Origin of the sequence: Enterobacter sp. LM3, assembly GCF_046622475.1 — a bacterium.
GTDB classification, from domain to species: domain Bacteria; phylum Pseudomonadota; class Gammaproteobacteria; order Enterobacterales; family Enterobacteriaceae; genus Enterobacter; species Enterobacter cloacae_P.
The window spans coordinates 52,170-72,701 of the sequence record NZ_JBJURN010000009.1 but is presented as its reverse complement, the minus strand read 5'-3'; the positions used below and the strand labels follow the sequence as shown (position 1 = coordinate 72,701).

Genomic DNA, 20,532 nt, shown 5'->3' with positions numbered 1-20,532 from the left:
CTCTCCCACAAGGAGAGGGAACAAACACTAAAAACAGTTTTGCTTTTACCTTGCCTTACCCTGGCCCTCTCCCACAAGGAGAGGGAACAAACACTAAAAACAGTTTTGCTTTTATTCCGGCCACAGCCACGCTGCGCCGCGCACACCGCTGGAATCCCCGTGTACCGCTTTGCGGATCGGGGTTTCGCACTCGCCGCCGAATACCCACGGTTTCACCAGGTTCGGCACCGTGGTGTACAGCCGGTCAATGTTGCTCATCCCGCCTCCCAGTACAATCACGTCGGGATCGAGAATATTCACCACATGTGCCAGTGATTTCGCCAGGCGCATTTCGTAGCGGCTGAGCGCCAGCTCCGCAACCGGATCCTGCTCTTCAACCAGACGCATAATCTCATTGCCCCTGAGGGGCTGACCACTCAGACGGTGGTAATCGGTGGCAAAACCGGTGCCGGAAATAAACGTCTCAATACAACCCTGTTTACCGCAATAACACGGCACTTCGGCACGGTATTTGAGTTCATCTTCATCCATCCACGGCAGTGGATTGTGCCCCCACTCGCCCGCCGTACCGTTACCGCCGATATGGGCGCGCCCGCCGAAGGCCACACCGGCACCACACCCGGTGCCGATGATGACCGCAAAGACGGTCTGTGCGCCTGCGGCTGCACCGTCAATGGCTTCTGATACCGCCAGACAGTTAGCATCATTCGCCAGGCGCACCTCACGATTCAGGCGCGCGCTCAAATCTTTATCAAAAGGCTGACCATTGAGCCAGGTGGAGTTGGCGTTTTTAACCACGCCGGTATAAGGCGAAATCGACCCCGGAATGCCCATCCCAACGGTGCCCACCTGCCCAGTAGCCTGCTCTGCCATGTCGACAAGCCGGGCAATCGTCTCGATAGTCTGGTGATAATCATCACGCGGCGTGGGCAGGCGGTGGCGAAACAGTTGTTCCCCCTGCTCGCTCAGTGCAATGACTTCTGTTTTGGTGCCGCCCAAATCAATCCCAATACGCACAAGACTCTCCTCATTATTCTGATTATCAACAGAGTAGAAGCACGCTTCCCGATTAGCAATGCAAGCGATGCGACAATTCGTTATCATGCCCGCTGATTTAACGACAAGGCCGTGGAAATTATCATGCTGTGGTTCAAAAATTTGATGGTTTACCGTCTCAGCCGCGACGTTTCGCTGCGTGCAGAAGAGATGGAAAAACAGTTAGCCGCTTATACCTTTTCCCCTTGCGGTAGCCAGGATATGGCAAAAACCGGTTGGGTTCCTCCAATGGGTTCACAAAGCGATGCACTGACCCATGCCAGCAGCACCGGTCAAATCATCGTTTGTGCCCGTAAGGAAGAGAAAATCCTGCCGACACCGGTGGTGAAGCAAGCTCTCGAAGCGAAAATTTTCAAGCTGGAAGCCGAACAGGGCCGCAAGCTGAAAAAGACCGAAAAAGATTCACTGAAAGATGAAGTGCTGCACTCTCTGCTGCCACGCGCATTTAGCCGCTTTAGCCAGACCATGATGTGGATCGATACCGTCAACGGGCTGATCATGGTGGACTGCGCCAGTGCTAAGAAAGCGGAAGATACGCTGGCCCTGCTGCGTAAGAGCCTCGGCTCTTTACCGGTGGTTCCACTGGCAATGGAAACGCCTATCGAGCTGACGCTGACCGAGTGGGTGCGCAGCGGTACTGCCGCACAGGGCTTCCAGTTGCTGGATGAAGCCGAGCTAAAAGCCCTGCTGGAAGATGGCGGTGTGATCCGCGCGAAGAAACAGGAGCTGGTGAGCGACGAAATCGCCGTGCACATTGAAGCGGGCAAAGTGGTAACCAAACTGGCTCTCGACTGGCAGCAACGTATTCAGTTTGTGATGTGCGACGACGGCTCCGTGAAGCGCCTGAAGTTCTGCGATGAACTGCGCGATCAGAACGAAGATATCGACAGGGAAGATTACGCCCAGCGCTTTGACGCCGATTTTATCCTGATGACCGGGGAACTGGCGGCGTTGATTCAGAGTCTGGTGGAAGGCCTCGGCGGAGAAGCGCAGAGGTAATCCCCTCACTCTGACCCTCTCCCCAAAAGGGAGAGGGTATTAAACCGTTTATTTCAGGTAACGGCACAGATAAGAGGTAGGTTCAGCAACCTGCAGATGGAACTCGCTGTGGCCAGGGACGTTGAAAACGTCTCCGGCAGCGTAAACTTTCCATTCAGTTTCGCCTGGCAGTAAAACGTTCAGCGCACCGCTGACAATCGTCATTTCTTCAGCTTCGGCTGTACCAAAGGTGTATTCCCCTTCAGCCATCACACCAACGCTGGCGCGGCCAGTGCTGCTGCTGGTAAAACCAATGGATTTCACTTTGCCGGAAAAGTATTCGTTACTTTGAAGCATGAACTGGCCCTTATATTCTTAGATAAAAATCCACTATAGGGGCCATGCTCATGACCTGTCACGTAAAATCATTATGCCAGTAATTCTGACGCCAGCCGGGCCATCAGAACATTGGATAACAACACCGGTACATCAAGCGCCTTTTGCAGTAAATCACGATGATGTTGATGGAACCCGAGGCAGTCCAGGATAAGCACATCAGCCCCTCTTTCCAGCAACGTCTCCCCTGCCGCAATGAGCGCGGCCTCACTATCCCAGACGGGATTCGCCAGCGCATACAGCGGCGTTTTTTCCAGCACTTGCCATTTTGCCGCCTGGTTATCCAGAAGCGCCTCAAGAGGGACAATTACCCCCACCTGATGCCCGTCAACAATGGAGGCCACCAGCGGAGGAATAATCCGTAGCGGCTCCAGTAAAATGGCATTACGCGCAATGAATCCCTTAATCGGCGCGGTACTCATCAGTAAAATGACGTCATAACCTTGGTTATCAAGCACTTCAATTACCCCCTGAAGAGAGCGCTCGATTTTCGGACGTGACACATTCGCCAGTTTACCGTCACTTAATAACGTCGGCAGGGGATCCTCCCCCTCTTCTACAGCGTAGTCTTCCATGACCTCTTCCCGACTCATCTTACCCAACAGGCTAAGATGCGTGATCTGTTGTTCAGAGACATGCTCTGTTAAGAGCGGTAACACTTCGCTTACAGGGACCACACCAATGGTGAGGATCGCCAACGTCGCCTTCATTTTGATCGCCTTCCATTACCACCACAGCCATCACACAGGTACAGGCTCACCACGCTGCACAGTTCGTTTTTTCACCAAAACAGCCCCAAGCGTAGCAGCTGATCCCTACCGCGAAATGTAAAGATCAGCTGGCCTTTCCGAATCCACCTGTAATAACTAAATATTAACTCCTGCTTAACATTTCCAATGAATGAAAAGTGTGACTCATGCACGGTAATGTGCACATTGAGATTGTGTTCAGGACTTTTCGGGATCTTCATAACGCTGTTTGGCATCCAGCGCTTCCTGTTCCGTCTCGTGTTCGCTAATTAACGAGTCCGGATGGGGATAATCGGCACGCAGCTGATACCAGGTCAAAGTATGCCCGGGATGGCCTTTTTCGACGGTAACAACGCGTGCACTGCGAGGGTAAGGAGGTCTGTTTGGCATAGTTCATCCAGCGAGTCGGGGGGTGAACTATAAGTATAGATGCCCGTTAACTGGCCCGGGCTAAACGTAGCGCGGTGACAACAGAATCAACAACCTGCTCCGGGGAGACAGAGGCATCCACAACATGATGTGCTGCCTCACGGTATAACGCATCGCGTTCAGCCAACACGTCGCTGACCTCTTCGCTTATCGGTTTTCCGGTCAACGTCGGGCGCTGCCCCTCTTCCGGAAACGCTTCCAGCCTTCCCACCAGGGTAGACACCGGCGCACAGAGGTAAATCACAATCCCTTTTTCGCGCAGAAACTGGCGATTGTACTCCGCCAGAATAATACCGCCCCCCGTTGCAATCACGGTTGCCGGTGCCGTTACTGCTTCCAGCGCAGCGGTTTCACGTGCGCGAAAGCTTTCCCAGCCCTCTTTTTCGACAATCTCTGCGATGGTTTGACCAGCATGCTCCTGCAGCCAGTGGTCGGTATCAATAAACTGGCTTTGACACGCGCGTGCCAGTGCAAGACCAACGGTGGTTTTCCCACAGCCGCGGGGGCCAACTAAAAAGATGGGTTGGTTCATAACCAGGTGTTCCCCTTGATGCCGGAAGGCTGAAGACTGTAAAGAAATGATTGCAGAAGATGTTGCGTTAACTTTACTGCAAAGCGGTACGGGATGACAACCCTGTGGAGGCCACACTGTACCACAATTTGACAATGGTTATCATTACGCGGTGCGGCGCTTCACTTCCAGTAGCCATTTATCCAGCTCAGCGGCAAACTGCTGACGGTCACGCTGGGATAAGCTGTCCGGTCCACCGGTCTGCACGCCGCTGGCACGCAGCGTATCCATAAAATCTCGCATAGTGAGTTTTTCCCGGATGGTCGCGGGTGAATAACGCTCACCACGAGGGTTTAGCGCCGCCGCGCCTTTCTCCAGCACTTCCGCAGCCAGCGGGATATCCGCGGTGATCACCAGATCTTCAGCGCTGCACAGACGCACAATTTCATTATCTGCCACATCAAACCCGGCGGGCACCCGCAGCGAGCGAATAAATTTCGACGGCGGCACGCGGATATTCTGGTTCGCCACCAGCGTAAGCGGCATCTGCACGCGCTCGGCAGCGCGGAACAAAATCTCTTTAATCACATTCGGACAGGCGTCCGCATCAACCCAAATCGCCATGTTGTCTCCCCGGTATCACAATGATGGCTATTGTCGCCTGCTTTTCATTGTTAAGCTATAAAGCTATCAATCAGAGACAACAACGCATAATAACGGAGAGACATGATGGAGAAAAAAATCGGGTTTATCGGCTGCGGTAATATGGGTAAAGCCATCCTGGGTGGCCTGATTGCCAGCGGCCAGGTGCTGCCGGGGCAGATTTGGGTCTATACCCCATCACCGGATAAAGTCGCCGCACTGCACGATGAATACGGAATTAACGCTGCCGAAAGCGCGCAGGAAGTGGCTCAGGTGGCGGATATCGTCTTTGGAGCCGTTAAACCCAACATCATGATCAAAGTGCTGAGCGAAATCACCTCCAGCCTGAACAAAGAGACGCTGGTCGTTTCAATTGCGGCGGGCGTTACCCTCGATCAACTGGCGCGTGCGCTGGGCCATGACCGTAAAATCGTCCGTGCGATGCCCAATACCCCATCACTGGTCAACGCCGGTATGACGTCCATCACGCCGAACGCGCTGGTCACCACGGAAGATGTGGCAGATGTCCTGAACATTTTCCGCTGCTTCGGTGAAGCGGAAGTGATTGCCGAGTCAATGATCCACCCGGTTGTGGGCGTAAGCGGCTCGGCTCCCGCGTATGTCTTTATGTTTATTGAAGCCATGGCTGACGCGGCTGTGCTGGGCGGTATGCCGCGCGCGCAGGCTTATAAATTTGCCGCGCAGGCCGTCATGGGCTCGGCAAAAATGGTACTGGAAACCGGCAAACACCCGGGTGAACTGAAAGATATGGTCTGCTCCCCGGGGGGAACCACCATTGAAGCAGTGCGTGTGCTGGAAGAACGCGGGTTCCGCGCGGCCGTCATTGAGGCAATGGTCAAATGCATGGAAAAATCAGAAAAGCTGAGTAAATCCTGATCCCCCTGCCGGGCGTCAGGCGGCCACCTCGGTACGACCCCGTCCGGCATTTTTGGCTTTATACAGCGCAATGTCTGCCGCTTTTAACCACTCGCGGTAGTGACCAAACTGTGTACTCCAGGGAGCCACACCTACGCTAATGCGCAGCCGCTCTGAGGGTGCGCCGGGTAACGACAGTTTTTTCAGCCGCTCGTGAACACGTGACATTGCGGCGATCGCATTTTCGGCAGGCGTTCCGGACATAATTATCGCGAACTCATCCCCACCGAAACGGCCAATAAAATCCCCTGAACGTAGCGTCATCTGTAGCTGGCGAGTGATGGCGATAATCGCTTCGTCACCCACATCGTGCCCCCAGGTGTCGTTAATCCCCTTAAAGTGATCGATATCGATGAGCAAAATTGTCGTCTGCCGGTGGTTGTGACGGCACTGTTCATATTCGTTACGCAGGAGCGTCTCCCAGTGGCGGCGGTTGAAGACACCTGTCATGCCATCGTGGGTGCTCATCAGTTCCAGTCGGTGTCTATTTTCTGCCAGCCGGACCGCGGTCTGGTGGCTCACCCAGGCAAAGAGCATGGGATACAGCATAAAAACGGGCAGAGTCAGCCACCACTCCAGCGGCTCGGGAGAGAACGTCACGATTCTGCCGGTCAATGATAACGTCACCACGGCCGACAGCAGGGTCATGGTCACGCCAGCAAGGAATAAGCGACAGCCACCCGATCCCATCATATTCATACCTATCATCATGACCAGTGCGGTCGTGGGCAGGGCATTTCCTCCCATCAGGCCAATCCATACCCCGGCGATGACGGCATCGACCTTCAGGTTTACGATTTCGCGGCGAAAAGGATCGGGAGCACGACAGGTAATCTGCCAGGCAAGATGAGGCCAGACAAACGCCCAGCCAACCAGCAACAACCACCAGCCGCCAGCCAGAAACTGGGTTACCAGTACTCCGGCAATGGGGAAGAACATCGCTGCCAGCCCGACCATTCGTGCCAGCCGAACCCGCCGGGCAAAGCGAATGCCCGTACGATGCGAGTCATCCTGAGAAAGGTTTTGATGCCACTCTTCCCGAATACTCTCTTTATTGTAAAAATTTTCATCATTCATCATTTTTTGGGAATATTCTGAAATATTTCCCAAATTATAGAGAGGGGGTTTTCGGGGAAAGTATGAAATTTTGGGTGAGCCAGGACAACGACTCACCCGTTAGAACTATGATTTTTTCTTCAGGCAACCGCTCATAAACTTCTTACGATCGTCACCTTTCAGTGATTGTTCAGTGGCCTGAGCGTTACATTCCCGCATTTTTTGTTGCTGTGGCGTCAGGCTTTTCTCATCCGGTTTGGATGCACCATTTTTGAGACAATCGCTCATATAGGTCTTGCGGGCATCGCCTTTCAGAGTCTTCGCTGTTGCCTGTTGGTTACAGGTAGTCATGCGCTGTTGTTGAGGGGTTAATGTTTTTTCTTCCGCGTTCGCCGAAGCCATCAGGAACATACCTGAGAGCAAGGTAACCAGTATTGTTGCTTTCATTACACCATCCTTTTGTGAACATACACGCTAAGTCTGGCTCTGTGACAGGAAAAAAACCACCCGGCAGCCATAATTTCTACCGGGTGTCTCTCTTATTTCAGCCCAAGAGCGGATTTCATGGTGTAGAACAGATCGGTCTGATCGGTCAGCCCTACCACGTTGGCCGCATGCGGGCCGTACGCCGCAATACGCAGCTGCGTGCCGGTATGTTCCATAGACTCTTCCTCAGAGTTGCCATAGCTCAACACCATTACCGCACCATCTTTGGTGTTCAGCGCCTGAGTCAGGCCTGGTGCTTTGGTATCTGACGGAATGATCTGACTGGCGTGCGCATGGTCAGCGGTGACCACCACCAGGGTGTTACCGTCTTTCTTCGCGAATTCCAGCGCCTTCTGCACCGCTTCGTCCAGGTCTACCGTTTCGCCAATCTGACCACATGGATTAGCCGCATGGTCTTGTTTATCAATTGACGCGCCTTCTACCTGCAGGAAGAAGCCTTTTTCGTTCTTGCTCAGCAGAGAGATGGCTTTATCCGTCATCGCGGCCAGCGTCGGTACGCTAGCATCGCGTTTCTGGTTTGGTGTACAGGTCACTGCAGGTTTATCAATGTTGCCGTGGTAAGAAGCTTTTGGCCCTTCCCAACGCACGGGCATATTGCCGTCAGAGAAAAGCCCCAGCAGAGGTTTGTTCTGGTTAGCTTCGGTAACTGCGGCCAGAGACGCGGCATCGCTCACCATCTGATAACCCCGCACCTGAGCCTGCTCACGCAGCGTTTTGCCCTGCCATTCACCCGCAGTGGCGGTTTCTGCAAAGGTTTTCGCCCCACCGCCCAGCGTCACGTCAGCACGCGCATTCAGCAGTTGCTCGGCAATAGAACCTTTACCGCCCTTTTCCAGCGCATTCGTTGGGCATTTTTCGCTGGTGACCGACGGGCCATAGCACTTACGCGATGTCACATGTGACACCTGGGCCGCCGGGGTAGCATCCTGAATTTCAGCGGTAGAGACGTTGCCGGTTGCCAGCCCCGCCGCCTTTGCTATCTCAAGGAGGGTTTGATGATCTTTTTCGTGGATGTCCACACCCAGCGCGCCGTTATAGGTTTTCACGCCGGTGGACCAGGCCGTTGCAGATGCAGCGGAATCCGTTACGTAATCCGGTTTGCCGTTTTTTTTATCCAGCGAGTAATGGGTATATTGTCCGGTAAGGGGTAATGCATCAATGCCTTTAAAAAAGCCACCGGCACCTTCGGCATAATTTCGCGCTGCGGTAATTTCGGAATCACCCATACCATCGCCAATCAGCAGAATGATGTTTTTCGCCGGTTTGTCATTCAGCGAAGCGCGAATAGCTGCGGTCTGATCTTCTGACAGTCGACGTGCGCCGCCAGGTTGGGTGATATCACCTTTTGCCGCACGATTATCCAGCACGTGGTTTTTCGTCGTGTCCGCATGAATAGCAGGGGTAATTAACAGGGGAAGTAATGCGATGAAAAGTGCGCTCTGTTTCAATTTATTTTCTCCATGTACAAATACATAAAAATAAAAACAGAGCGACTATAGGCATCCTGCATGACAATTCTATGACACGTCGTCATGTTCTGTGACGGTTTAGCGACGAGGGTACTTTAATAGCTTTTTCACGTACTGATGGCGCATTTGCGCCCCCTCAAGCGGCACCTGCGAATCGGGTATCAGTGCGCCTTCGATGCTATCAATCAACGCCTGTTGGTCGTTTTTAGCCATTTGCCGTAACAATGCAGTGACGACAATTTCCAGCGCGTCGACCTGGGCGGCCAGTTCTTTTGCCTCTTCTTCCTTTTGTGCAAGCCTGACCAGCAACATAGCCGTGAGATTTTTCACCGTGCTATTTCCTTATGCAATTTTTTCTGAACTTAGCACTCCAAATCAATAATGCAAAGAGGTGAAAAGTATTATCTTATGAAAAAATCGCTTTACCGCGTAAATATATCTTTTCATTTATCAGCGAAACGTTTTTCTATTATATAACCTCATCACCCGGCACGTTAGCGCTCCGTTTTGCCTCTTCTGCTTGTCTGCGACGACGCAAGGCAATAGCCAGTTGAATAATATTAAGCAAGACCACAACCGCCGTGGCAGCAAATACCCAGCGGAAACCTGCCATTGCTGAAACAGAAGCACCAATAAGCGGGCCCGCAACATTGCCCAAATACATAAATGACTGGTTATAACCAAAAATACGTCCGGTCACCTGGTCACGGGAATATTTCACCAGTAAGGTTTGCACCGCTGGCAACATTGCGCCATCGGCAAAGCCGAGCAGGAAACGTAGCACGCCAAGCTGAAGCGGAGAGGTAACAAACGACATCGCGAAAAAGAGCACCACTGCAAAAATCAGCGTGGCCATCAGGATGCGCGCCGTGCCAATCCTGTCACCCAGTTTTCCCAGACGTGGTGCAGAGATGAGTGCCGATACGCCAGGTATGGCTGCAATCATCCCACTGAGAAAGGCAATATTATGGCTTTCAGGCTCCATCGACTTAATAAACAGCGCCAGGATCGGGCCAACTGAGCCGTTACAGAGCTGGATCACCATCGTGGTGACAAAGAGGCTGATCATCAGGCCGGGATAAGGCAGCGAGGCGAAAACCTCTTTGCCGCTCAGGCGTTCAGATTTGCTGACAACAGGACGTCCCCCCTCTTTAATCAGAAAGAGCGTGACCAGAAAACTGACCACGAGCAGTATGGCGGTAATGAAAAACACCGCACGCAAGCCCACATGGTCAGCCAGAAAGCCTCCCATTAACGGGCCGCCAATAACCCCGCTTATCTGCGCCGTGGACAGCGTGCTCAATGCCCAGCCACTGCGTTCACGCGGAACCTGAGAAGCGACCAGCGCCATTGCATTGGGAATATACCCGGAGGTCAGCCCCATTATCGCCCGCAGGAAAAAGAGCTGCCAGACGTTGGAGGCATAGGCCTGCAGCAGAATAGCAATCGCCATCCCCAGCGACGCACGCAACAGCATCAGCTTACGTCCTTTACGATCCGCCAGGCTGCCCCACATCGGCGATACAATGGCGGAGACCAGGAACGTGACGCTGAACGTCAGCCCTGACCACATGGAGAGTGCTTCATGCGACGAAACGCCCAGCTGCGCAACGTACAACGGCAGGAAGGGTAAAATCTGGCTGATGGCGAGTCCGGTAAAAAAGCAGCCAAACCAGACCGATATAAGGTTAACTTTCCAGGATTCCATAAACGACGCAATCTTCATTTTTAGGCGAATTCGCCTACAGATTAGCAAGTTACGTGCATTCACGTAGCACCAGAGATGCGACAGGGAAGACTTTGGTGTTTTATCTTCCCAGTCATCATATTTGTGAAACATGTCACAAAATATCCTCTGAGAGTCGGTGATTTATGCTTTAAAAACCGCGCAAAAACATTATGGCAGAAGGCCGCGAAACCCGCAGGCCATCGTGGTATGTTATAGGCTTTTCGTCATACTGGAAGAGAGTGAGATGGCAAAGCAGCGCGTAGGTATTGTCTTTGGGGGAAAATCAGCGGAGCACGAGGTTTCATTGCAATCGGCTAAAAATATTGTCGATGCCATTGATAAAAGCCGCTTCGAGGTTGTACTGCTGGGCATTGATAAACAGGGGCAGTGGCATGTTAACGATGCCAGCCAGTATCTGTTACATGCTGACGATCCGGCACATATCGCGCTTAATCCCTCTGAAATCAGCGTCGCCACCGTACCTGGCGTAGTTCAGGGGCAGCTTATCAACGCCGGCAATGCGCAGACCCTGGCACAAATCGACGTCGTCTTCCCAATCGTACACGGCACGCTGGGTGAAGACGGCTCTTTGCAGGGGATGTTACGTATGGCCAACCTGCCGTTTGTTGGCTCTGATGTACTGGGCTCCGCCGCCTGCATGGATAAAGACGTCACCAAACGTCTGCTGCGCGATGCCGGGCTGAATATTGCCCCGTTCGTCACGCTCACCCGCGCTAACCGCAACAACCATAGCTTCGGGACGATTGCCAGCCAGTTAGGGTTGCCATTGTTTGTGAAACCTGCAAACCAGGGCTCTTCCGTAGGCGTCAGCAAAGTCACAAGCGAAGCACAGTTCACGGATGCCGTCCGTCTGGCGTTTGAATTTGACCATAAAGTGGTGGTTGAACAGGGTATCAAAGGCCGTGAAATTGAGTGCGCCGTACTGGGCAACGATTTCCCACAGGCGAGCACCTGTGGTGAAGTGGTATTAAACAGCGATTTCTACTCTTACGACACCAAGTACATTGATGATAAAGGCGCGCAGGTTGTAGTGCCTGCGGATATTGATCCGGCCATTAACGATAAGATCCGGGCGATCGCCATTAATGCTTATCAGGCGCTCGGCTGCAGCGGCATGGCGCGTGTCGATGTATTCCTGACGCCAGAAAACGAAGTGGTGATCAACGAAATCAACACGTTGCCTGGCTTTACCAACATCAGCATGTACCCGAAACTGTGGCAGGCCAGCGGGCTGAGCTATCCGGCACTGATCACCCGCCTGATCGAACTGGCGCAGGAGCGTCATGCCGCCGACAGCGCTCTTAAAAGCTCCGTAAACGGTTAATCGGTTTTCTTTGCGATTTCCGTCTCATCCGCTGTCGTCTCTTCAGGACGACGGCGGATAATCAACCCCGCCAGCCAGAAGCTAATAACCCAGGTCACCAGCCCAACGGCATACGTTTGCCAGCCTTTTGCTTCAAACCCCAACAGCCCCACGATACCGTTAAGAATAAAAATCAGCCCAATAGCAAAGGCGTAGTAATGCCAGTCACGGCGTAGTTTGGAAGTGAGCTTCATGACGACTCCGGCAGAGAAAAAGACATCCTCTCACAGTTTGACGGCCAGGTCTGTGGCGGATGCGGAAATTCTGAAACGCGACGCAGTTTCACTTAAGTCATAAAATTGTGATGTGCTGCAGAAATCGACAATCCAGGAAAATTCCTTAGCGCAAATTACCACGATTCTGATATTGACAAAACCAATGACCTGTCAAACTCACTCTACGGCGAATTTCTGAACTGAGTAATATTGGGAGGTCTTTATGGCTGATTTTACCTTGTCGAAACCGATTTTTGGCGGAAAACAACCAAAAACCTCCACGGCAGGCAATATCGCCTATGCCCTGTTTGTACTGTTCTGCTTCTGGGCAGGCTCGCAGCTTCTCAACATACTGGTTCATGCACCAGGCGTTTATGAACACCTGATGCAGGTTCAGGATACCGGACGGCCGCGGGTTGAGTTCGGCTTTGGCGTCAGCACCCTGTTTGGCCTGGTTCCCTTCCTTACGGGATGTATGATCCTGGGCGTTGTCGCGTTAATTCTGCGCTGGCGTCGTCATTAAAGTGCCATACAGCGAGCCCGACGTTCATCCACGCGTTTTGCAAACCATGCAGTCGTCAGGTTACGCGTGATCTTCGGGCTTTCCAGCTGAATGCCCGGCAGTATTGCCCGCGGTAACGCTTTCCCGCTCTTCTGCTCCGCAAGCGTAAACACCTTCTGATACAAGTCCGTTTTCTCAAACGCCAGGCTGTCGCCCTTCTCCAGCTGACGGCGGATGTCACTATTGTTCATACCGAGCTTTGCCGATAATTTCCGCACCGCCAGTTCAGTGGTGCCCGCCTCGCTGCTACCGTAGACAATAAGATCGCCGTCCAGTGCCAGTTTTACACCGCTTGCACGACTCAGCGCACTCTGGAACGCCGCGTTACGGCTGGCATACCAGCCCGCATTAAAGTCTGCAAAGCGATACAGCGGTTCACTGTAGCTTACCGGGTAGTTAAGAAGATGATATGTGCCAAACCAGAGCCCGCCGCGCAGGGAGAAGACCTCCTGACGAACGGTACCGTCGATTTTCCACGGGTAGCCATCGGTATGCTTTTCCGCAAACGCAATACTGACCTGCATCGGCCCGCCGGTATGCACCGGGTTAAGCGAACCAAACAGTTTCTGTCCCATCGGAACCATGTTGATGAAATCATCAAAAATGGCGCTCAGCTGTTTCTCGGTTTTCACCGTATCCAGCCGTTCGCTGTAAGTTTTGCCATTGGGTGAGCTGATTTTAAGCGCGGTATGCACCAGAAAAACCGGGATATGCATCGATTCCGCACGGCGGTCGATCTCTTTCCAGGCAATGTTGTTCAGACCCGGTACCGCCGGGTCTGACTGGTACATCGACTCCTGCTGTGCCACCGCCAGCACCGAGCAAATATTCTCCTCGGTGGGGGCTATTTTCTGGCTTTCAAAGGTTTTTGCTAATGCCTCAGCCCATGCATTGCGATCCTTCACGGTAGAGGGCATTTTTTGCCGCACGACGCTTGCCACATCGACAGGTTTCTCGCCTTTCTTGAGCGGGGCGGCTCCTTTTTCAGCACACCCCACCAGTATGAAGGCGGCCAGTAAAGACAGCGGTAACGCGCGCGGTACGGCAAATGACATAGCAACTCCCTGTATTAGCTAAATGTATTGGTTACTTCCTGAAGGTCCCGATCGTCCAGTTCACGCTCAAAACTGCGTAAACGTTTATAGATAGACATCAGCTCCACCAGCGTCGTCCAGGAGTTGATGAGATACTGGAACGAGCTTCTCACCTGATCGAAAACATTGGTGATTTGAGTCATTAAACCCAGGGTAATTGTTCCTGCAACAATTGACGGGAACAACAGGACTATTCCAAAAACGGTATCGGCCTGAAGGTATAAAATTCGGGCGATGTTGAAATACATGTAGTGGAAGTAGAGTCTGAAATAGTTAATACGTACGTTTTTAAACAGTTCTTTGACCGTTGGCGGCACTGCCCGCGCGGGATCATCCTCACCATAAACAAGCTCTTTACGATAAGCCGCTTCAACGCGTTGATTTTTAAATTGCAGACCTGGCAACTTGATCCCCACCACCGCAAGAAGCCCGGTGCCCATCAGTGACCAGACCAGCGCCGCAATGACCAGACCATAGGGTAAGTGACCAACAATCGGCAGTTCAGGCACATGAGGTGATAAGGCTATCAGGATCGGTAAGAATGCGATTAGCTTCATTATGGCATTCAGCAAACTGACCCCCATGTCCTCCAGCGTTGATGCAAAACGCATGGTGTCTTCCTGAACACGCTGTGCAGCACCTTCGATATGCCGTAACCGCTGCCAGTTAGCCATATAGTATTCGTTCATCGCGGTACGCCAACGGAAAACATAATGGCTAACAAAGAAGTTATTCAGCACAGCCACCGTAACAGCGATCATTGCAATGCCCGTAAAGCTTAAGAGACCCGCGTAGAGTTCACCAATTGGAACCTTATTCGGCGCACTCAGCGCTTTTTGGATAAGGTCATAAAAGGGGGCATACCAGGCGTTAATCGCAACACTCACTTCCACCATGAACCAGGTGACAAAAATGATCAGTGCAGACCCCAAAATAGACCAGTATTGCCAACGGTGCGGCGAAAACTTAAACCAGAACAACGCAAACAGCCCCACGCACACCATGTAGTAGGCGTAAAACAGCAGGTAGCTCAGCGACCAGAAACGGGTCGCGCTAATGGGCACCTCGCCCGTCGCGCCCATGATACGCGTCAGCCACGCGCCACCACCGGCCTGCCAGAAAATGACCGCGATCAGTGCCCAAATAAATGCCGACAGGAAAAATGGCCCCGGCTTTGGGAAAAAAGACTTAAACATAATGCTTCCTTCTTGTAGTTATGGCTGTTGCTGCGTTCAACAAATCACCACACGAAAATCTTGCCTGAGCCAGCCTCCCGACTCAGGCAAAAAGGTCAGACCCGACGCGCTATTATTAGTTCGCTTTCCAGTTTTCGAGAATTGTTTCGGTGCGTTTCACTGCCGGGGGATTGGCGGGTGCAATGAAGTTACGCCAGACATCGTTATAGTGGTTAATCAGGATATGTGCATCAGCTGCAGTGCGATTCGCCGTCGTGTGGGCATCTTCTGCAACGGTAATGTGATAACCCCGGCTGACGCCGTTTTTGAAAGTGGCATCGACACAGTAATCGGTGGCGCAACCGCAGATCACAAACTCACGAACCCCGTGTTCGCGCAGCAGAGTCTCAAGCGGAGTGTTATAAAACGCATCGCAGGCGGTCTTGGTAACATAGAGCGCGCCTGCCGGCTGGTGTAAGTCAGGCAGCAGCGCAAACCCTTCGCTTCCCTCTTCCAGCCCTCCTGCCTCGGTATGTTGAATAAAAATAACCCGATCGGCTGCCTGCGTGAGCTGGTTGATAAGAGAGACACATTTTTCGCGCTGATGACGGGGTGTTTCAAACACCCCTTGCTGCATATCAACAACCATAACCACACGCTTCTCAGACATACCGTTCTCCGCAAGATTGAATGACACCGGTGTCTATCATAAGCCCGATGTCACAAATTGGGAGGTAGGTCGTAAGTAAATTGTTCTTATTTACTCACGGTTACGTTTTTCCGGCTATCGTTATGCAATTCGGGGCATTGCTCTGTCCCGTTTAGTAGTATAAATACCTATTACTTTCCCGATTCACTTCATGGATGCTTTTCGTTGAAACGTTGTCTGCTTTCTTTCACCGCGCTGTGTGCGGTGAGCCTGTCTACTGCCCAGGCAGCCCAACCGCTGACGGCCCCCGCGTTGGCTTCAGATATTGCCGATCGTTATGCAAACCTTATTTACTACGGCAGCGGCGCGACGGGGATGGCGATGGTGGTCATCGACGGCAACCAGCGCGTGTTCCGGAGTTTTGGTGAGACACGTCCCGGCAATAACGTTCGTCCACAGTTGGACTCTGTTATCCGCATTGCGTCATTAACCAAGCTGATGACCAGTGAAATGCTGGTGAAACTGCTCGATCAGGGGGTGGTGAAACTTAACGATCCACTCAGCAAATACGCCCCTCCTGGTGCGCGCGTTCCGACATATCAGGGTTCGCCGATTACGCTGGTAAACCTTGCAACACATACCAGTGCCCTGCCGCGTGAGCAACCTGGTGGTACAGCGCACCGGGACGTCTTCGTCTGGCCGACGCGTGAGCAGCGCTGGAACTACCTGAGCACCGCTACGCTGAAGTCTGCACCGGGTTCACAGGCATCCTATTCAAACCTGGCATTTGACCTGCTGGCCGATGCATTATCCACGGCATCCGGGAAGCCCTATCCTCAGCTGTTTGAAGAGCAGATCACGCGCCCTTTGGGCATGAAGGACACTACTTTTACCCCATCTCCGGACCAGTGTGGCCGCCTGATGGTGGCTGAGAAAGGGGCCAGCCCGTGCAATAACACCCTGGCGGCCATCGGCAGCGGCGGGGTCTATTCCACACCTGGCGATATGATGCGCTGGATGCAGCAGTTCCTGTCTTCCGATTTCTATTCACGCAGCAACCAGGCCGACCGGATGCAGACCCTGATTTATCAGCGTAGCCAGTTTCACCGCGTCATCGGCATGGATGTACCAGGTAAAGCCGATGCACTCGGCATGGGCTGGGTTTATATGGCCCCCAAAAATGGTCGCCCGGGTATTATTCAGAAAACCGGTGGTGGCGGTGGATTCATTACCTATATGGCGATGATCCCGCAGTCCAATGTAGGGGCTTTTGTGGTGGTCACTCGCTCCCCGCACACGCGTTTCGTCAATATGAGTGATGGCCTCAATAACTTAGTTGCTGAACTGAGTACCAATAAAGCGCAGGTACTTACAGCATCTAACTAGACTTAATATTCCGTGGGCAAACGGTTGATACTGACCAGTTTGCCCCGGCTCATATTGATATAATTACCCTGCCGCAATGCGGCCAGAACCTCCGCAACAACGGAGCGTGAAATACGTGTGCTTCGTTGAATATGATTCATTACGCCAATTTTCGAACGCAGCGTGTCGTCCCATTCGGACATATTTATCAGCATGGATCGAATCTGACTGTAGGAACTATTCCCTACCAACTGTTTATCCCGCACGCCAAGCAGGTGGTTAATCCATGATAACCAACAAAATGCCTCCCACCAAAGAGATGTCCGCTGAATAAGTTGACGCGTCGTAACAGCAGGCAAATAAAAACCGGTACACGGTGTTTGTGCAACCATCATATATTCACGACAATTGTTGCTCATTCCTGCGGTCAGGCCAAAAATAAAAGGAGCCGTTGCAATACCAATAAGTAGCCCATTTGACTGGCGGTAGATCTCAACAATACCAGTTTGTATCATATAGGTTTGAGGCTCATCATCATTACAACCGTTTGAAATGATCTTTTGCGAAGCTGCTTTAAAGGGCGTACTGGCGTCTTTCAGACACTGTTCTAGCCGGCCTAATTCAGAAAGTGGTTTCGCATTAACGTTCATGCAGACCTCAAATCACCTGTATCTGTCAGTTCTGTATTATTTATTGCCATATAAAAAAGCGGGGGAAAATATCCCCCGCGTTGCGTTTTACCAGCTGTATTTCACACCCAGATTTGCACCCCAGTTCTGGTCAACATCACCGCCGCCGAGATAAGTGGCATCGGTGTAAGCACTGAAGTTTTTGGTGAAGCTAAACTGCGTGCCCAGACCTACACGAACGGCAGAACCTTCAACGCCGTTGTCAATGCTGTCGCCATTCACGTCCGCATTATTACCAGCATCGTCATACACATATGCCAGCTTGAAGTAAGGCGTCAGCGCCTGATCGCCACCGTAGTTGAAGGTGTAACCCGCATCCACACCGAGTTCATAACGCATGCTGTCGTAAGACTGGCCATCAATACGCATGTCGTTGCTCAGCTGGTAATCATCACCAGACTGGAACAGACCCGACACGGCCGCATAAGGCGTTACGTAGCCAGACAGGTTTGGCTTCCAGTCATAACCCAGTTTCATACCGAAACCTACGGCATCAGTGGTGGTGTTACCGTCCACATACTGACCATTGCTCATGTTTGCAGAGAGATCGCTATCAAAGCGCGTGTAGCTCAGGGAGCTGTCGATGAAGAGATCATTCGCAAACTTCGCAGATGCGTAAATCATCGCAGTCTGGCTATCCTGATCAACCTGACCGGTACGATCGCTGATATCGCCTTTCGCAAAGCCAGCTGCACCACCGACGATCCACTTAGCATTGTTGCCGTCAATCAGCGTATCCAGACCGACCATAATGCCACTCACGTCCTGATCGTAGCTGACGGTACCATTATCAGCGTCGAAGTTGCCACCGAAGTAGCTTACCCACGCTCCGCCGTTATCTGCCAGGCCATGACGGCTGTTGGTCATACGCGTCCCAACGGTATCCTGCTGCAGGTTCCAGATGTTGGTATTGGCAGAAGGAATGCTCAGCGCCATGTTGGCGTAATCCGTCAGCTCTTTCTGCTGCAGAACAACGGAATCTCCCTGCTGCTGTGCCTGATATGTGTAAGCCCCTAAATCGGCTTTGTTCGCGGCGGTAAAGCGAGCACTGGTGTCTTCGTTATTGTCATAGACACGAATGATCTCTTTGTTTTTGTAGTCGGCAACGGAACCTGCACCGGTCGCATTATCAATACGAACGCTGTAGTTACCCGCTACGTCACCATTTACCGCCAGATGACCATCGGAGTTAATGGCAACAACACCATAGTCGTAGTCTGCCTTGCTCTTATCGTTGGTGATATAACGCGCGTTGTTCAGATCGCTGTTCAGCACGTAATCACGGCTGGCTACGTTCAGCACACCGCCATCGGTCAGCACCATGTTGTGCGTATCAACCTGACCCAGTCCCAGCGCGAGCTCGGCACCGTTATCCACGGTAATGGTGTTGGCATACAGCGATGCAGTCTCTTCGCTCAGTGCCGCACGGCTGTAGCTATCCAGATACAGACTGTCAGTTGCCACCCCACCGGTGTCGCCGATATTCAGGGATGAAGCATTGGTCAGCGTGATGGAATCAGCCAGTAAACCGGAGTTTTCGACATTGACCTGCGACTGGTTATTAACCGTCAGCGTATCAATGTTAGACAGCTTACGAGTATCCCACTCAGACCCCTGATCCAGCGTCACGTTGAACAGGCCGCTCTGATAGACCTCTTCACCCGCAACGTGACTGTTAGTGTCGAAAGTGGAATCAGGCCAGATGCTGTTAGGAGACAGCGTACTCCAGTCTACGTTGCTGTAGCCCAGACCGTACATCTGCGAAGTGCCAATGGCTTCAACGCTGGATTGCGCTGCACCAACCCACTTGCTGCCATTCGTCAACGTGACATCCAGCTTATCAGTACCATCCCAGCCGTTGGTGGTTGGGTTATACACACCGTCATCGGTGGTATCGGTTGCAGGATCGCCATTCGTGTAGAAATTGTTATCGAAGGTGCTGGAGAAGAGAATGTCACCGGTGATGGTAGAATGATCAAACGTCGCCGTGGTCTGCATAGCGTTGTCAGACGCACCTGCGGCAACAATCAGCGCCGCGTCATCTGCCGCAGTGGCGTTAGCTTCGCCATAATCGCTCGGCTTCGCGGTTTGACCATAGAAACCGCTGGTCCCGAGATCGCTGTATGCACCGGACGTCAACACAGAGTCTTTCACGACCAGCGTGTCAGTGAAGACGTTAGCGCTGTTAGCAACACCTTCAATACCGTCATACGGGGTATTATCCAGTTCCTGATAACCCTGTGTCAGGGTGATACCCGCTACGTGGGAGTTATTCTGAATAACAATATCTGACTCAACGTCCAGCGTAATGGCATTACCCAGATCGTAGGTGTCCAGATAATGGGTTTCTGAAGTATCGCCATTCACAACGTCATAAGCGTAATGCTCATACGTATCATTGATGGTGCTGTTATCTACGGTCAGACTAAAACGGTCATACTGAGTATGTGTGGTGCCATCTGTATCCACACCATCGGCACACGACGTCGTCATACATTCAGACGTAATCATGCCATTAATAGTACTGTTGGAAATACTCAGTGCATTAGCGTGACCATTGATACCGTCATCCAGATAATACGTTGAAATAACACCATTTACCGTTGACTTATTCATCACCGGATAAATATCACCATCGTGAGTGGTATCTGAGTAACCCCAGTCGGCATAGCCATAATACCAGGGGGTAGATGCTGTATTATCATATCCGAAGGTATTATATGTTGTACCCGAAATATCTTTCGCATTTGCCTGAGAAGCGATAGCCAGGGTGCAGGCTAATGCAAGTTGAGATACAACCAGTTTCTTTTTCCATGTTTGCATTGGGTCATCCCTCCTCAGGGACGTAAGCAAGTTTGTCCATCAAATCATTCAGCAATATTTTATTGCGAAGGGAATTATGCAGTTTCAATCTGAAAAGGTTCAATGAATGATTCGATTA

Annotated in this window: 22 protein-coding genes; 5 read left to right on the top strand and 17 right to left on the bottom strand. The window is 52.1% G+C overall.

The annotated features are described in order from the left end of the window. Window positions 1-111 precede the first annotated feature (111 nt). Window positions 112-1,017, bottom strand: a complete 906-nt coding sequence (mak, locus tag ACJ9N4_RS11950; protein ID WP_182919479.1) for a fructokinase — start codon at window positions 1,015-1,017, stop codon at window positions 112-114. A gap of 123 nt (window positions 1,018-1,140) precedes the next feature. On the opposite strand from mak, the gene rdgC reads away from it, so the two are divergent. Continuing rightward, the gene (rdgC, locus tag ACJ9N4_RS11945; protein WP_182273905.1) at window positions 1,141-2,055 is read left to right on the top strand and encodes a recombination-associated protein RdgC; all 915 of its coding nucleotides are present in this window, start codon (window positions 1,141-1,143) and stop codon (window positions 2,053-2,055) included. Window positions 2,056-2,103: 48 nt separating this feature from the next. Here rdgC and ppnP read toward each other — a convergent pair whose 3' ends face one another. The 5 genes from ppnP to ACJ9N4_RS11920 form a co-directional block, all read right to left on the bottom strand. Beyond that, entirely contained in the window at window positions 2,104-2,391 is a 288-nt protein-coding gene (ppnP, locus tag ACJ9N4_RS11940; RefSeq protein WP_182273904.1) for a pyrimidine/purine nucleoside phosphorylase, read from the bottom strand. A 71-nt stretch (window positions 2,392-2,462) separates the two neighbouring features. Next, entirely contained in the window at window positions 2,463-3,140 is a 678-nt protein-coding gene (locus tag ACJ9N4_RS11935; RefSeq protein WP_182273903.1) for an AroM family protein, read from the bottom strand. Between the two features lie 237 nt (window positions 3,141-3,377). Continuing rightward, window positions 3,378-3,569, bottom strand: coding sequence for a YaiA family protein (locus ACJ9N4_RS11930; protein ID WP_182273902.1), 192 nt, complete (start codon window positions 3,567-3,569; stop codon window positions 3,378-3,380). A gap of 46 nt (window positions 3,570-3,615) precedes the next feature. After that, window positions 3,616-4,140, bottom strand: a complete 525-nt coding sequence (gene aroL / locus ACJ9N4_RS11925; RefSeq protein WP_182273901.1) for a shikimate kinase AroL — start codon at window positions 4,138-4,140, stop codon at window positions 3,616-3,618. Window positions 4,141-4,284: 144 nt separating this feature from the next. Beyond that, on the bottom strand, window positions 4,285-4,743 hold the full coding sequence (locus tag ACJ9N4_RS11920) for a YaiI/YqxD family protein (RefSeq protein ID WP_182273900.1): 459 nt from the start codon (window positions 4,741-4,743) through the stop codon (window positions 4,285-4,287). Window positions 4,744-4,848: 105 nt separating this feature from the next. Between ACJ9N4_RS11920 and proC the strand changes: the two genes are divergently transcribed. After that, entirely contained in the window at window positions 4,849-5,658 is an 810-nt protein-coding gene (proC, locus tag ACJ9N4_RS11915; RefSeq protein WP_182274630.1) for a pyrroline-5-carboxylate reductase, read from the top strand. Window positions 5,659-5,673: 15 nt separating this feature from the next. On the opposite strand, the gene adrA is transcribed toward proC, so the two are convergent. From adrA to ACJ9N4_RS11890, 5 genes are all read right to left on the bottom strand, one after another. Further along, on the bottom strand, window positions 5,674-6,777 hold the full coding sequence (gene adrA / locus ACJ9N4_RS11910; protein WP_182273899.1) for a diguanylate cyclase AdrA: 1,104 nt from the start codon (window positions 6,775-6,777) through the stop codon (window positions 5,674-5,676). A gap of 102 nt (window positions 6,778-6,879) precedes the next feature. Further along, entirely contained in the window at window positions 6,880-7,200 is a 321-nt protein-coding gene (gene psiF / locus ACJ9N4_RS11905) for a phosphate starvation-inducible protein PsiF (RefSeq protein WP_182273898.1), read from the bottom strand. A 92-nt stretch (window positions 7,201-7,292) separates the two neighbouring features. Next, on the bottom strand, window positions 7,293-8,708 hold the full coding sequence (gene phoA / locus ACJ9N4_RS11900) for an alkaline phosphatase (protein WP_182919478.1): 1,416 nt from the start codon (window positions 8,706-8,708) through the stop codon (window positions 7,293-7,295). A gap of 99 nt (window positions 8,709-8,807) precedes the next feature. Then, entirely contained in the window at window positions 8,808-9,059 is a 252-nt protein-coding gene (gene iraP, locus ACJ9N4_RS11895) for an anti-adapter protein IraP (protein ID WP_182273896.1), read from the bottom strand. A gap of 139 nt (window positions 9,060-9,198) precedes the next feature. Further along, a complete protein-coding gene (locus ACJ9N4_RS11890) occupies window positions 9,199-10,437 on the bottom strand; it encodes a multidrug efflux MFS transporter (RefSeq protein WP_182274629.1) in 1,239 nt (412 codons plus the stop codon). A 265-nt stretch (window positions 10,438-10,702) separates the two neighbouring features. Between ACJ9N4_RS11890 and ddlA the strand changes: the two genes are divergently transcribed. After that, window positions 10,703-11,803: a D-alanine--D-alanine ligase gene (gene ddlA / locus ACJ9N4_RS11885; RefSeq protein ID WP_182919477.1), complete on the top strand. Its 1,101-nt coding sequence runs from the start codon at window positions 10,703-10,705 to the stop codon at window positions 11,801-11,803. Here the strand turns inward: ddlA and ACJ9N4_RS11880 are convergent. Beyond that, a complete protein-coding gene (locus ACJ9N4_RS11880; RefSeq protein ID WP_182919476.1) occupies window positions 11,800-12,036 on the bottom strand; it encodes a DUF2754 domain-containing protein in 237 nt (78 codons plus the stop codon). The genes ddlA and ACJ9N4_RS11880 overlap by 4 nt on opposite strands. Before the next feature lie 244 nt (window positions 12,037-12,280). Between ACJ9N4_RS11880 and ACJ9N4_RS11875 the strand changes: the two genes are divergently transcribed. Beyond that, window positions 12,281-12,580, top strand: a complete 300-nt coding sequence (locus tag ACJ9N4_RS11875; RefSeq protein WP_182273893.1) for a DUF2755 family protein — start codon at window positions 12,281-12,283, stop codon at window positions 12,578-12,580. Here the strand turns inward: ACJ9N4_RS11875 and ACJ9N4_RS11870 are convergent. The 3 genes from ACJ9N4_RS11870 to ACJ9N4_RS11860 form a co-directional block, all read right to left on the bottom strand. After that, window positions 12,577-13,674 carry a DUF1615 domain-containing protein gene (locus tag ACJ9N4_RS11870; RefSeq protein WP_196390901.1) on the bottom strand — a complete coding sequence of 366 codons (1,098 nt, stop codon included), beginning with the start codon at window positions 13,672-13,674 and terminating at the stop codon, window positions 12,577-12,579. The genes ACJ9N4_RS11875 and ACJ9N4_RS11870 overlap by 4 nt on opposite strands. Before the next feature lie 14 nt (window positions 13,675-13,688). Beyond that, entirely contained in the window at window positions 13,689-14,909 is a 1,221-nt protein-coding gene (gene sbmA / locus ACJ9N4_RS11865) for a peptide antibiotic transporter SbmA (protein WP_182273891.1), read from the bottom strand. A 115-nt stretch (window positions 14,910-15,024) separates the two neighbouring features. After that, window positions 15,025-15,558 carry an isochorismatase family protein gene (locus tag ACJ9N4_RS11860; protein WP_182273890.1) on the bottom strand — a complete coding sequence of 178 codons (534 nt, stop codon included), beginning with the start codon at window positions 15,556-15,558 and terminating at the stop codon, window positions 15,025-15,027. Window positions 15,559-15,762: 204 nt separating this feature from the next. Here ACJ9N4_RS11860 and ampH point away from each other — a divergent pair, with 204 nt between their 5' ends. Beyond that, window positions 15,763-16,923 (top strand): D-alanyl-D-alanine-carboxypeptidase/endopeptidase AmpH, encoded by a 1,161-nt coding sequence (gene ampH, locus ACJ9N4_RS11855; RefSeq protein ID WP_182273889.1) that lies wholly within the window; start codon window positions 15,763-15,765, stop codon window positions 16,921-16,923. Window positions 16,924-16,925: 2 nt separating this feature from the next. Here ampH and ACJ9N4_RS11850 read toward each other — a convergent pair whose 3' ends face one another. Both ACJ9N4_RS11850 and ACJ9N4_RS11845 read right to left on the bottom strand, forming a co-directional pair. After that, window positions 16,926-17,552, bottom strand: coding sequence for a helix-turn-helix domain-containing protein (locus ACJ9N4_RS11850; RefSeq protein WP_182273888.1), 627 nt, complete (start codon window positions 17,550-17,552; stop codon window positions 16,926-16,928). 87 nt (window positions 17,553-17,639) lie between these two features. Further along, window positions 17,640-20,414, bottom strand: coding sequence for an autotransporter outer membrane beta-barrel domain-containing protein (locus tag ACJ9N4_RS11845; RefSeq protein WP_182273887.1), 2,775 nt, complete (start codon window positions 20,412-20,414; stop codon window positions 17,640-17,642). Window positions 20,415-20,532: the final 118 nt, after the last annotated feature.

Excerpts from the sequence above, each read along its gene's own strand:
- rdgC (WP_182273905.1), top strand. The coding sequence starts at position 1,141 with ATGCTGTGGTTCAAAAATTTGATGGTTTACCGTCTCAGCCGCGACGTT.
- ppnP (WP_182273904.1), bottom strand. The coding sequence starts at position 2,391 with ATGCTTCAAAGTAACGAATACTTTTCCGGCAAAGTGAAATCCATTGGT.
- ACJ9N4_RS11935 (WP_182273903.1), bottom strand. The coding sequence starts at position 3,140 with ATGAAGGCGACGTTGGCGATCCTCACCATTGGTGTGGTCCCTGTAAGC.
- ACJ9N4_RS11930 (WP_182273902.1), bottom strand. The coding sequence starts at position 3,569 with ATGCCAAACAGACCTCCTTACCCTCGCAGTGCACGCGTTGTTACCGTC.
- aroL (WP_182273901.1), bottom strand. The coding sequence starts at position 4,140 with ATGAACCAACCCATCTTTTTAGTTGGCCCCCGCGGCTGTGGGAAAACC.
- ACJ9N4_RS11920 (WP_182273900.1), bottom strand. The coding sequence starts at position 4,743 with ATGGCGATTTGGGTTGATGCGGACGCCTGTCCGAATGTGATTAAAGAG.
- proC (WP_182274630.1), top strand. The coding sequence starts at position 4,849 with ATGGAGAAAAAAATCGGGTTTATCGGCTGCGGTAATATGGGTAAAGCC.
- adrA (WP_182273899.1), bottom strand. The coding sequence starts at position 6,777 with ATGATGAATGATGAAAATTTTTACAATAAAGAGAGTATTCGGGAAGAG.
- psiF (WP_182273898.1), bottom strand. The coding sequence starts at position 7,200 with ATGAAAGCAACAATACTGGTTACCTTGCTCTCAGGTATGTTCCTGATG.
- ACJ9N4_RS11890 (WP_182274629.1), bottom strand. The coding sequence starts at position 10,437 with ATGGAATCCTGGAAAGTTAACCTTATATCGGTCTGGTTTGGCTGCTTT.
- ddlA (WP_182919477.1), top strand. The coding sequence starts at position 10,703 with ATGGCAAAGCAGCGCGTAGGTATTGTCTTTGGGGGAAAATCAGCGGAG.
- ACJ9N4_RS11880 (WP_182919476.1), bottom strand. The coding sequence starts at position 12,036 with ATGAAGCTCACTTCCAAACTACGCCGTGACTGGCATTACTACGCCTTT.
- ACJ9N4_RS11875 (WP_182273893.1), top strand. The coding sequence starts at position 12,281 with ATGGCTGATTTTACCTTGTCGAAACCGATTTTTGGCGGAAAACAACCA.
- ACJ9N4_RS11870 (WP_196390901.1), bottom strand. The coding sequence starts at position 13,674 with ATGTCATTTGCCGTACCGCGCGCGTTACCGCTGTCTTTACTGGCCGCC.
- sbmA (WP_182273891.1), bottom strand. The coding sequence starts at position 14,909 with ATGTTTAAGTCTTTTTTCCCAAAGCCGGGGCCATTTTTCCTGTCGGCA.
- ACJ9N4_RS11860 (WP_182273890.1), bottom strand. The coding sequence starts at position 15,558 with ATGTCTGAGAAGCGTGTGGTTATGGTTGTTGATATGCAGCAAGGGGTG.
- ACJ9N4_RS11850 (WP_182273888.1), bottom strand. The coding sequence starts at position 17,552 with ATGAACGTTAATGCGAAACCACTTTCTGAATTAGGCCGGCTAGAACAG.
- ACJ9N4_RS11845 (WP_182273887.1), bottom strand. The coding sequence starts at position 20,414 with ATGCAAACATGGAAAAAGAAACTGGTTGTATCTCAACTTGCATTAGCC.